The organism is Herbaspirillum sp. B65, assembly GCF_000333555.1.
GTDB classification, from domain to species: Bacteria; Pseudomonadota; Gammaproteobacteria; order Burkholderiales; family Burkholderiaceae_D; genus Herbaspirillum; species Herbaspirillum rubrisubalbicans.
In genome coordinates this window covers 1-11083 of sequence record NZ_BADI01000998.1, presented here as the reverse complement: position 1 = coordinate 11083, position 11083 = coordinate 1, and the positions used below count along the sequence as shown (strand labels likewise).

General features: G+C 61.9%; 9 protein-coding genes and 1 pseudogene. 7 read left to right on the top strand and 3 right to left on the bottom strand.

The features are described from left to right. Positions 1-9 precede the first annotated feature (9 nt). Both I5W_RS23470 and I5W_RS23465 read left to right on the top strand, forming a co-directional pair. Positions 10-741: pseudogene (locus tag I5W_RS23470) on the top strand (amidase family protein); the annotation flags it as partial. Between the two features lie 11 nt (positions 742-752). Continuing rightward, positions 753-2450: an alpha/beta hydrolase family protein gene (locus I5W_RS23465; RefSeq protein ID WP_044531059.1), complete on the top strand. Its 1698-nt coding sequence runs from the start codon at positions 753-755 to the stop codon at positions 2448-2450. Positions 2451-2467: 17 nt separating this feature from the next. On the opposite strand, the gene I5W_RS23460 is transcribed toward I5W_RS23465, so the two are convergent. Together I5W_RS23460 and I5W_RS23455 are read right to left on the bottom strand one after the other, a co-directional pair. Then, on the bottom strand, positions 2468-3727 hold the full coding sequence (locus I5W_RS23460) for a nitrate regulatory protein (RefSeq protein WP_044531058.1): 1260 nt from the start codon (positions 3725-3727) through the stop codon (positions 2468-2470). Positions 3728-3862: 135 nt separating this feature from the next. Then, complete coding sequence (locus I5W_RS23455; protein ID WP_252717194.1) at positions 3863-4531, bottom strand: YitT family protein; 669 nt, start codon at positions 4529-4531, stop codon at positions 3863-3865. Positions 4532-4934: 403 nt separating this feature from the next. Between I5W_RS23455 and I5W_RS23450 the strand changes: the two genes are divergently transcribed. Both I5W_RS23450 and I5W_RS23445 read left to right on the top strand, forming a co-directional pair. Further along, entirely contained in the window at positions 4935-5807 is an 873-nt protein-coding gene (locus I5W_RS23450; protein ID WP_044531056.1) for a helix-turn-helix transcriptional regulator, read from the top strand. A 169-nt stretch (positions 5808-5976) separates the two neighbouring features. Beyond that, the gene (locus I5W_RS23445) at positions 5977-6411 is read left to right on the top strand and encodes a MaoC family dehydratase (RefSeq protein WP_044531055.1); all 435 of its coding nucleotides are present in this window, start codon (positions 5977-5979) and stop codon (positions 6409-6411) included. Positions 6412-6413: 2 nt separating this feature from the next. On the opposite strand, the gene I5W_RS23440 is transcribed toward I5W_RS23445, so the two are convergent. Then, positions 6414-7169, bottom strand: coding sequence for a Crp/Fnr family transcriptional regulator (locus I5W_RS23440; protein ID WP_017449880.1), 756 nt, complete (start codon positions 7167-7169; stop codon positions 6414-6416). A gap of 155 nt (positions 7170-7324) precedes the next feature. Between I5W_RS23440 and I5W_RS23435 the strand changes: the two genes are divergently transcribed. The 3 genes from I5W_RS23435 to I5W_RS23425 form a co-directional block, all read left to right on the top strand. Further along, entirely contained in the window at positions 7325-8530 is a 1206-nt protein-coding gene (locus tag I5W_RS23435) for an ABC transporter substrate-binding protein (RefSeq protein ID WP_017449879.1), read from the top strand. Positions 8531-8617: 87 nt separating this feature from the next. Then, complete coding sequence (locus tag I5W_RS23430) at positions 8618-9508, top strand: 3-keto-5-aminohexanoate cleavage protein (RefSeq protein ID WP_017449878.1); 891 nt, start codon at positions 8618-8620, stop codon at positions 9506-9508. 102 nt (positions 9509-9610) lie between these two features. Continuing rightward, positions 9611-11083: AMP-binding protein (locus I5W_RS23425; protein ID WP_044531054.1), on the top strand; the 1473-nt coding region annotated here is incomplete at its 3' end.

The following is an 11083-nucleotide window of genomic DNA, read 5'->3' as shown; positions in this document are numbered from 1 at the left end:
GGCGGCTGAGCCAGCCAGCTACTGGCACTGTGTGCCCGGCCTGATGAGCGTGACGAATACAGCCGTGCCAATCTGCCGCATAACGATGCCTCGGCCTTCCAGCCACCGCGTCGGGGCTTTCGTTTCGGAGTGCCGCGTCAACTGGAGTTTCTCGGCTGCGCCGAAAGTCCGGTCCTGTTCGTGGAGGCACTGGAACAGATGGAAGCCATCGGCGGCGTGGCCGTGCCCATCGATTTCACGCCCTTCCTGGAAGCCGCCCGCCTGCTCTATGAGGGACCGTGGGTCGCCGAGCGTTACAGCACCGTCGAAGCCCTGCTCAAGGAACAGCCCGAAGAAGTCTTGCCGGTCATTCGCGACGTCTTGCGCAAGGCCCCGCAGTACAGCGCCGTCGATACCTTCCGCGCCCAGTATCGGCTGCAGCAGTTGAAGGGCGACTGCGACCGCATCCTGGCTGGACTGGATTGCGTGGTGACTCCGGCCTATCCGCGCCCGGTGACGCTGGAGGAATTGCGCGAGCAGCCCGTGCAGCGCAATTCCGACCTGGGCTGGTACACCAATTTCATGAACATGCTGGACTACGCAGCCGTGGCCACGCCCATGAATTTCATGAAGAATGGCCTGCCCTGGGGCATCACCGTGTTCGGCCCGGCCTTTGCCGACCAGGCCTTGCTGGGCATGGCCGATGCCTTGCAGCGCGCACATGGACGGCCTCTGGTGGGGCGGCGCTCTATCGCGAGCTAGCCGGGCACAGTATGATGCCGGTCACGCCGATCCTGGCGTGGGCCGGCCGGCATGTCGCCTGCACGGTGTTGCTGATGGAGGAGAGTGCAGTGCGCCGTCTGTTCATTGGTCTGATGCATCCCATGCGGGGAATACTGTGTGCCACCCTGGCCCTGCTGCTGATTTCTCCGGCCTGGGGCCAGAGCAGCGACGCGCCTGCGGCGGCTTGGTCAATGCAGACCTTGTCCTATCGCGCCAGCGACGGGCGCGCGGTGAGCCTGACCCTGGCGCTGTCGGCGGGCGTGCCGGTGCCGGCTTCGGTGGTGCTGGTGGCCGGTTCGGCGGATCAACCCAACATCGTCGCCGGCAAGCTCAATAGTTTCTCGCCCTGGGTACGTGCTGCCGGTCTGCTGGCGCAACGGGGTATCGAGGTGGTGTACATGGATGCGGCCAGCGATGCCAATGGCCGCAGTACCATCCAGCGCAGCCAGGAGCTGGCGCGCGACCTGCGCCAGGCCGCAGGCTACCTGCATGAGCGCTTTGCCGGCGTGCCGCTGGCCTACGGCAGCTATGGCAATGCCGGCCTGCCGCTGTTGGATTTTCTTAAGTCCGAATCCGGCACGCCGCAGGCCATCGTTGTCTCGGGCGACTTCCAGAAGGCACGGACCACCAACTGGAGTGCCCTGTCCGGGCGCGTCACGCTGGTGGCCGTGCCCAGCGCCAAATGCCCGGCCATTCCCTTCTACGAGCAGCAGTGGGTCGCCAGCCAGCAGCATCTGCGCCTGATCCAGGCCAATTATCCCGAGCCCGAGAAAACCATAGGCTGCGGCAAGGGTAGACAGGCCAGCCTGACTGGATTGGAAGTCCCCTTTGCCGACCTGGTAGCGGACTTGCTGGCCGGACGCCCGGTCGCCGATTTGATCGGTAGTCCAACCGCGCAGGTGGCCTGGCGCGAACAGGTGATGCGCTATGCGATCCCGGGCGAAGATATCCACCTGGAGATGACGCTGTTGCTGCCGGATGGGGCGGGGCCGTTTCCGGTGATGATCTTCAGTCATGGTGATATGGAAATGGACTCTTCTTCCATCCGCTACAAGCAGCGCTTGCGCGACATGACGGTGGCTGCCGAATTCTTGCGCAATGGCGTGGCGGTGGCGTTTCCAGCTCGGCGCGGGGTGGGCATGTCCGAAGGGCTGTACCAGCAGTCGTGGAGTCAGGCCGATGGTGACGCGCTCTATGCGGCGCGGCGTCACGCGGCCGATGTCCTGCCCGCCATCGAAATGCTGCGCACGCTGCCGCAACTGGATGGCTCGCGCATGATCATCGCCGGTCAATCCGCGGGCGGTTATACCACGATGTACCTGGCCAGCCTGAATCTGCCCGGTGTCATCGGGGCCATCAATTTTTCGGGAGGCCGCACCGACCGAGGCGGGTTTGGATCCAGCGCTCTCATCCCGACCATGATCCGCGGCTTCGAAGAGAGCGGCAAGACCACCCGCACACCCATGCTGTGGATTTTTGCCGAGCAGGATAGTCGTTACCCGGTCACCACGATCAAGGCCTGTCATGAAGCCTTCACCGCGGCCGGGGGCCGTGCCACCCTGGTCATCGTGCCCTACAACGGCCATGACGGTCATTTCATCTACCACTATCCGGCCACTTGGCGCGCCAGCCTGGATACGTACCTGGGACAGATCGGCTTGCCTGCGCCGACCGCCACGCCTGGCTGAGTCGCCAGCGCAGTGGTTCAGGCCTGCGGCAGGATCTCGGTCAGTGACAGAATGGCCTGTGCCACCTCGGCGATGCGCCGGTTCTGGTTCATGGCGTGCTTGCGCAGCAGGCGGTAGGCGTTTTCTTCATTCAAGCCCTGCTTCATCATCAGCACGCCCTTGGCGCGTTCGATGAGCTTGCGCTCTTCCAGGCTCTCGCGCACGGTGGCCAGTTCCTGGGTCACATTCTGCAGGCGTTCGGACTGGGCGCGCAGCATATCGACGATGGTGTGCCTCAGGTGCGGCCCCACGCCCGAGTGCATCGGTTCGTCCTGTAGCGCCTGGCCCTCCAGGCTGGAAGAAAAGGCGGTCAATGGTGCTAGCGGGTCCAGTCCCTCGGATTGACTGAAGAGTTGGCCCTGGTCATCCAGTTCCTTTTGCAGCTCGACGATCTTGTCGCGGCATTGTGCCTGCACGTATTGCGCCAGATGGATCTCGACCCGGTGCAGACCGTCGATGCGCATGGAGCAGCACTGGTACCAGGTCTCGGCCAGTTGCGGATCGAGTGGCCGCTCGTGGGCAGTCAGCAGCTTGCGGCGCAGCCGTTCCAGGTCGGCCAGCGGCAGCGTGGCCTGCATGGCGCTCCATTCGTTGCGAAAGCCCTCGGCGAAGGATTCGAAACGGCGCAGCGCCTGTTCCTGCATCTCGATCTGGTATTCGATGCTCTGTTCCTGTTCGCGCGTGATCTTGCCCATGGCAAAGGCGGCGGCCCCGGTGGCGCGCTCGCGGCCGGCGAATTCCTTGCCCTGCATCAGATTGAACAAGGCCACCAGCAGGCGCGAGATCTGCGGGTCGACCGCCACGTCGGCGGCCTCGAACACCAGCGCCAGCAATGCCCCCACCAGAGTCTTGAAGCGTTCATAGCTGGTCGAGGGCGAGCAGGCCAGGGCCGCAATGTCCGCCCGCAGGCGCGGCAGGCCATCCAGCGCGTGCAGGGCGAAGGCGATGCGGGTGTACAGACGCGCCCCATTGGAGAGCGCATTGTCGTGTTCGGTCGATTCCAGCCAGGCCGTGAATTCGCGCTGCGCCGCCTGGCTGGCGGCCACGCGCGCCTGCCAGGCTTGCGCATCGCGCTCCCCGCGCGAGCCCAGGTAGAGATTGGAAATGCCGCGCTCCTGCTGCAGGCAATGCACCAGCTTGCCCACGGTCAAGACCAGTTGGCAGGTGCGGGCCAGGCGTTGCAGCTCTTCCACTTCGCAGCGGCGGGCGGTGATCAGGTAGTTGAGGACGTTGCTCATGGGAAGTACATAAAAATCGCAGGACTAGTCGTATTCACACGATGCATGAATTTCCCGCGATTGTAATGGAATCGTCCAGGCAGACGGCAGCGCCCTGCGCGCTGATGTGACGCTTATTTGGCGCTCATCTGGCGCTCATCTGGCGATATACCATTCGTAGCGATGATTCCACGCCACGAACAGATTCATGGTGATGGCCCCCACCAGCGAATACAGGACCCGCTCCGCCGGCAGGAACAAGGCGGCCGTGGCGAACAGCACCAGGTCGAAGCCCATCAGCAGCCAGCCGGCCTTGAAGCCGGTACGCTCCTGCACATACGAAGCCAGGATGCTCATGCCGCCGCAACTGGCCTGGTGACGGAACAGTCCGATCAGGCCGATGCCCACGCACAGGCCGGCCAGCACCGCACCGACGATGGGATCGAGATGGCGATAGCTGATGTAGTTGCCGGCGATATTGGTCAGCACCGACACCGCCGTGACGGCTGCCAGCGTGCGCCAGGTGAAGGCCGTGCCCATGCGCAGCGCCGCCAGCAGGTAGAAGGGCAGGTTGATGAGGGTGAAGGCCATGCCGAAGCTCATGCCAGTGACATAGGTCACCAGGAAGGCCACGCCCGCCACCTGGCCGATGATCAGACCCAGGCTGTGCAGCATGGACATGCCGAAGGCGATCATGACCACGCCGAAGAGCTGGCCCTGCAAATTGTCGATCCAGTTGTGGCGCACGGTGGTGGCCGGGGTGCTGCGTTCGCGTGCAGACGCAATGGGGGAAGAGGTCGCGGAAGGGGCGGTGGAAGTGGTCATGGCAATACCAATCATCGATCGTGGATAACGAATGCGTCACGTCAAAGGCCAGGCCAGCGGGTAAGCCGGTGCAGCCAATGCATTGCGGCTGCCTTCTGTCGTCGACAACCGCTGCTGGGGCGCATGGTAAAGGATTTGTTGCGCTGCGGCGACGACTGCTTGAGGCAGCGCGGCAGGAGCGCAACACTTCGCTCCAAGCAAGAAATATGCCAATGTTGAGCAGGATGACGAAATTCCGATGCAGGTCTTGGGTGGGGCGCGCCGCCGGCCCTGACCGGGTGGTGCAGCAGGGCAGCCAGATATGCGATGATGGCGCCGATCATCGTTGCTCCACTGCATGACCGTCCTCACAAGGGGCCGGAGCCAACGGCAACCCTCTCGCGGGCGCTTTTGCATGAACCCTATGAATACCATCGAGCCCGGCAGCAAGGATCCTTTCCTGCTGGCCGTTGGCGCCAGACTGAAAATGCTGCGCGCACGTCGCGGACTGACGCGCAAAGCCCTGGCGCAATTGGCGGATGTCTCGGAACGTCACCTGGCCAATGTGGAGTCGGGAAGCGGCAACGCGACCCTGCAGTTTCTGCGGCAATTGGCTGCGGTGTTGAATTGCAGTCTGGCCGAAGTCATCGGCGATGAAACCACCTCTTCGCCCGAATGGCTGATGATCCGCGAGCTCCTGCGGGGCCGCACTGAGGCCGAGATGGCGCGTGGACGGGCCGCGCTCATGGCGCTCTTCGCCGCGCCCGTGGCCGATCTCCAACGACGCCAGCGCATCGCGCTCATCGGCTTGCGCGGCGCCGGCAAATCGACCTTGGGCAAGCGGCTCGCTCAGGAGCGCGGTGTCGAGTTCATCGACCTGAGTCGTCACATCGAAACCCTGGCCGGTTGCAGCATCGCCGAGATCCATTCCCTGTACGGCATGAACGCCTATCGCCGTTACGAATACAAGGCGGTGGAGGAGGTGATCGCGCGCTTTCCCCGCGCCGTGATCGCCACGCCCGGCGGGATTGTCTCCGATCCGGCCACCTTCAGCCTGTTGCTCTCGCACTGCTATACGGTCTGGCTCAAGGCCGCACCGGAAGAACATATGGCGCGCGTACTGGCGCAAGGCGATACCCGCCCCATGGCGGGTAACCGCGAAGCGATGAGCGACCTCAACAATATCCTGGACAGTCGCGCCGAATTCTATGCCAAGGCCGATGCCATCTTCGACACCTCCGGCCTGACACCGGAGCTCGCTTTCACCGGACTGATTGCGCAATTGCAGGATGAATAGCGAAGGGGGAGAGCTTCACGTCAATGTGAAATATAATGCATCTAAAATGAGTAACAACTGAAAACATGCATTATATTGCTTGAATGCGCGAGGGATGACTACGCCAAGGCATGGGCTTTGAGCGTGGTTGATGGGTTCCTCCGCAGTCAATCTTTCAACAGGAGGAACAATGAAGTTCGCTGATTTCAAGGAGGGGGATATCCATGAGCTGGGTCCGGTCCTGGTCGACCAGGAGGAGTCCATTGCCTTTGCCGAGCGCTACGACAGCCAGTGGTTCCACGTCGATCCCGAACTGGCACGGGACGGGCAATGGCATGGCCTCATCGTCAGCGGATGGTTTACCTGCGCGTTGGCGATGCGACTGATCAGCCGCGAGATCCTGGCCGATTCGGACTGTTATGCCTCGCCGGGATTGACCTACCTGAAGTGGCTGCATCCAGTCCGTCCGGGCGACCAGTTACGCATGAAGGTGAGGGTGATCGAGGCGCGCAGGTCCAGTTCCAAGGACTGGCTGGGCGTGGTGCGTTACCAGTGGACCTTGCGCAATCAGGAAGAGATCGAGGTGCTGGACCTGGAGGTCATGACGCTGTTCAAGCTGGATTGAACCTACCTGCCCAGGCGGGCGCTGGGGCCATGGTGACGCAATCCTTCCAGGTCCAGCACCGTCACGCCGCTATATTCCACCGCGATCAAACCGGCCTGGCTCAGACTCTTGAGCACGGCATTGCAGCGCTGTCGTGATACGCCACAGAGATTGGCGAGCTCCTCCTGATTGATGTGCAGGTGTGGCTGCGTGCGCGGGTGAAGTTCCTTGTCGAACATGGAGGCCAGGATGCGGGCGATCTTCACTTCCATGTCGGCCAGCACGTGGGCAGCGAACATGGCCATGAAGAAATTGACGCGTTCGGCCAGGTGGCGCATGACCGCATTGGAAAACGCATGATGGTGGCGGAACAGGGTGTCGCAGGTGTCGGCGGGGATGAGCACCAGCCGGCTGTAGCGTAACGCCGCCACGTGATACTCATAGGGTTTGGCACGGATCACCGAGGCCTCGCCGAACCAGCTGCCGGCCGAGAAGCCGGCCATGGAAAGACTACGTCCATCCTCATCCAGGGCCTTCCAGGTGAGCAAGCCTTCGATGACGCCATACCACCCGCGCGGCTGCTCCCCCGCACCGAACAGATAGCTGCCGGCTTCCAGCGTGATCTCTCTGGCCTGCGCCAGGATCGAGGCTTGCACGGCATCGTCAAGTTGCGCATACCAGGTGGCTTGCCGCAGGGCACTTTCGAGCGAGGCCCCGCTTTGCTCGCGGCGGCTGTTTGTCCCTTTTCTGTGATGGCCGCGCCCTTCCGTATGAAGCATCGTTTTCTCCCCGACATGGCAACTGGATTCCTGGCAGCAGGATACGCGTAAAAAACGCTGCGCGTGGTATGCATTGTCACATCTGTGACAGAGTCGGCGCAGCAGGCTTCCTATCATTCTCCAAAAAACATATTCATGACAAGACGGAGGAGAGGATGACCAAGAGCGGCATGATGGGCCTGGCGACCTTATTGGGCCTGGCCATCGGCGTCAATGCGCACGCCGGTATTTCCGAGGATGTGATTCGCATCGGTTTCATTACCGATATGTCCGGTGTCTATTCGTCCTACGATGGGCCGGGCGGTGCGGAAGCTATCCGCATGGCCATCGCGGAGTTTCACGGTGAGATCGACGGCAAGAAGATCGAACTGCTCACCGCCGATCACCAGAACAAGTCCGACATCGCCGCCTCCAAGGCGCGCGAATGGTTCGACCGCAACGGCGTCGACATGCTCATCGTCGGCACCAACTCCAGTGCGGCCTTGGCCATCGCCAAGGTGGCCTCGGAAAAGAAGAAGCTGACCTTCGTCGTCGGCGCAGGAGCACCGGCGCTGACCAACGAGCAGTGCAATGCCTATACTTTCCACTATGCCTACGACACCATCTCACAGGCGCGCGGTACGGCCAGTGCCGTAGTCGCCGCAGGTGGCAAGAGCTGGTATTTCATCAGTGCCGACTATGCCTTCGGCCAAGCCCTGGAGTCCGATGCGAGCGCCCTGGTCAAGGCTGCGGGCGGCAGCGTCCTGGGGGCGATCAAGCATCCCCTGGGCGCCAGCGATTTTTCTTCGTTCATGTTGCAAGCCCAGGCCAGCAATGCGCAAATCCTCGGCCTGGCCAATGCCGGTGGCGATGCGGTCAATGCCATCAAGGCCGCCAACGAGTTCGGCCTGACCCGCAAGATGCACATTGCCGGACTGAGCGTCACCATGCCCGACATCCATGCGCTGGGCCTGGCCACTACCCAAGGGATGTACATGACCGATAGCTGGTTCTGGAACATCACCCCGCAAGCACGTGCCTGGAGCCAGCAATTCTTTGCCAGGCGCAAGACCATGCCGACTTCCTTCCATGCCGCCGACTACTCGGCAGCCCTGCAATACCTGCGTGCGGTCAAGGCCACTGGCAGCGATAGCCCCGATGTCCTGATCCCTTATTTCAAGAAGAACAGTCTGGCTGACCTCTATCTGAAAAACGCCGTGTTCCGCGATGACGGTCGGGTGGTGCACGACATGTACCTCTTGCAGGTAAAGACACCTGCCCAATCCAAGGAAGCCTGGGACTACTTCAAGCTGCTCCAGACCATCCCCGGCGAGCAGGCCTTTACCCGCAAATCCGAGAGCAAATGTGCGCTCTGGAAGTAAACATCAGGCAGCTTCAAGCAAAGACACCAGATATCAAACCTCAGATATCCAACCTCAGATATCAAACGAAATAAAAGGACCACAGCAATGAGCAAACGCAAAGTGATCGTGACCATCGCCCCCACCGGCGGCATGGCCTTCAAGTCGCAAAACCCCAACCTGCCGACCCAGCCTGCGGAAATTGCTGACGATGTCTATCGCTGCTATAACGCCGGCGCCAGCGTGGTGGCCTTGCACGCGCGTCGTCCTGATGACCAGGCTACGTGCAATCCGGCGATCTACCGCGACATGAACCAGCGCATCAGGGACAAGTGCGACATCATCATCAACAACTCCACTGGCGGCGGCGTGCATGGCGACATGGTACGCCAGCGTGAAGACGGTACCTGGGAGCTGCTGTGGGAAGAGCGCATCAAGGGCATGGAGGCCGGCGCCGAGATGTGTACGCTCGATGCCACCACGCTCAACATCAGCTTCGGGGACAAGGAGATCATGATGAACACGCCCTTGAGCAAGGCGCGTTTCCTGGCGCAAGAGATGAAGGCCAGGGGGATCAAGCCCGAGTGGGAAGTGTTCAGTCCCACCCATATCCTGCAAGACACCAGCACCCTGATCGCCGAGGGACACGATGAAGAGCCTTATTTCATCAACCTGGTCATGAACGTGCATCGTAACTTCCAGAACGCCATGCCGTATTCGCCGCGCCATCTGCAGATGATGGTCGATACCCTGCCCAAGGGCAGCATCTTTTGCGTCAGCGGTATCGGCGTCTCGCAACTCGAAGCCAACATCAGTGCCTTGCTGCTGGGCGGTCATGCTCGGGTCGGGCTGGAAGACAATTTGTACTATCGCCACGGCGAACTCGCTACCAATGTGCAGCTCACCGAGAGGATCGTGCGCATCATCCGCGAACTCGACATGGAGCCCGCCACACCGGAGGAGGCGAGGGAGATCATGAAACTGCCCAAGAGACATTGACAAGACAGCGCCGCACCGAAAGAACAAAAAACAGGAGACAAGCATGACCCAATCCACCACCCGAGTTGTTTCCTCTGGTTGCCCGACATCAGCGGAGTAGCCATGGCACATACGATCCTCAATGAATCCCTGTTCGCACCGGCCCAGGTGACGGTCGAGCGCCAGGCCGATGGCGTCACCTATGTCTGCTCGCCGCTGGCTCCCGCCCCGGCGGTGCGTTGCCTGGGGCACTACCTGGAGCACTGGGCCGCGGCCACTCCCGATGCGCCCTTTCTCATGGAGCGTGAGCACGCGCATTGGCGCGGGGTAAGCTATGCCGAAGCGCTCGACCAGGTGCGGCGCATTGCTGCCTGGTTGCAGCAGCAGGGCATCGCTGCGCACAGTGCCGAGCGTCCGGTAATGGTACTGGCCGAGAACAGCGTAGAGCACGCCCTCCTGATGCTGGCCTGTCTGCATATCGGGGTGCCTTACTCTGCGCTGTCCACTTCCTATGCGCTGGTGTCCAAGGATTTTTCCAAGTTGCGCACTCTGGTGCAAAGACTGGACCCGGCGCTGATCTATGTGGGCAACACACAGCAGTTTGCCCCCGCGCTCCATGCCATCCAAGGCCTGCATACAGCACGCTTCGTGGTGCCGGCCGGGCAGGATGGCCATGCGCTGCCGGCGCCATCGGTTTCGTTCTCGGCCTTGTTGTCCGACCTCGATGCTGCCGCCCTGGGTGAAGTGGAGGCTGCCTACCGCAAGGTCGGTCCGCACACCGTGGCCAAGATATTGTTCACCTCCGGGTCCACCAGCGAACCCAAGGGCGTCATCAATACGCAGGCCATGCTGTGCAGCAACCAGGCCAGCAAGGCGCAACTATGGCCGTTCCTGCAGCGCACGCCACCCGTGCTGCTGGATTGGCTGCCCTGGAACCACACCTTCGGCGGCAATCACAACTTCAACATGATCCTGGCCAATGGCGGCACGCTCTACATCGATGCCGGCAAACCTGTGCCCGGCGCCTTCGATACCAGTCTGGCCAATCTGCGCGCAGTGGCGCCGACCATGTACCTCAACGTGCCGCGTGGCTTCGACATGCTGGTGCCGCAGCTACGCAGCGACGCCGCCTTGCGACGCCAGTTCTTTTCGCGCCTGCAGGTGATCTTCTATGCCGCCGCCGCGCTACCGCAATATCTATGGGATGCCTTGATGGAGCTGTCGCAGCAGGAGCTCGGTTATGTCGTGCCGATGGTGACTGGCTGGGGGTCGACGGAAACCTCGCCACTGGCCACCGACTGCAATTTCCATTCGCAACGCTGCGGTGTGATCGGATTACCGATCCCGGGCGTGACGTTGAAGCTGGTCCCCAATGGTCACAAGCTGGAGGTGCGCGTCAAAGGTCCGAACGTCACGCCGGGCTACTACAAGCAGCCCGAATTGGCCGCCAAGGCATTCGACCAGGAAGGCTTCTACCTGATCGGCGACGCCGTGCGTTTCGTCGACGAATCGCGCCCCGAGCTGGGGTTGCTGTTCGATGGTCGGGTAACGGAAGAACTCAAGCTGATGACCGGCACTGGGTCAGCGCGGTACGGT